1 pseudogene is annotated in these 547 nt (G+C 76.2%); it reads left to right on the forward strand.

Annotated features, from left to right (window positions below):
- Positions 1 to 25: 25 nt before the first annotated feature.
- Positions 26 to 547: pseudogene (locus JAN01S_RS16445) on the forward strand (hypothetical protein); the annotation flags it as partial.

The raw sequence follows: 547 nt of genomic DNA on the forward strand, positions 1-547 counted from the left end.
TGCGTGCCTTTCGCATGAGGACCGGATGGAGGCCGACCGGCGCCTCGCCGACTGCCTGACCACGTCGGGCGATCGGGCGTTGGCGGGGGCGGCGCACCGGGCCACGGTGGACCTGGACCAAGAAGCCTTGGTCCGCCGGCGGGCGCGGGCGGTCGCGTCCCGCAACGTGTCGGTGCGGCCGGCGCCGGAGGGCATGGCGTGGTTGAGCGTGCTCGGTCCGGTGGTCGAGGTCGTCGGAGCCTTCGCCGCGTTGCGCGCGGCCGAGCAGGCCCGGCACGTGGCCACGGGTGACCCGGACGTCGACGCTGCCCGCGCCGCGGACGAGCGGGGTCGTGGGGCGTGGCTGGCCGATACCGCCCTGGAACGCCTCTCGGGCCGGGCCGAGGGGCAGGTGCAACCGGTCGAGGTCGCGTTGGTGATGAGCGAGGGCGCGCTCCTGCCCAGCGAGGGCCAGCACTCGAGCCACACGAGCGGGGATGGAGAGTCGGAGCACGGTTCCGCGCTCACCCTCGCCGGGGCCGCCGGCCCGCGGGTGCGGGACGAGGCC

This window comes from Janibacter anophelis NBRC 107843 (assembly GCF_001570945.1).
In the GTDB taxonomy this organism is placed as follows: Bacteria; Actinomycetota; Actinomycetes; order Actinomycetales; family Dermatophilaceae; genus Janibacter; species Janibacter anophelis.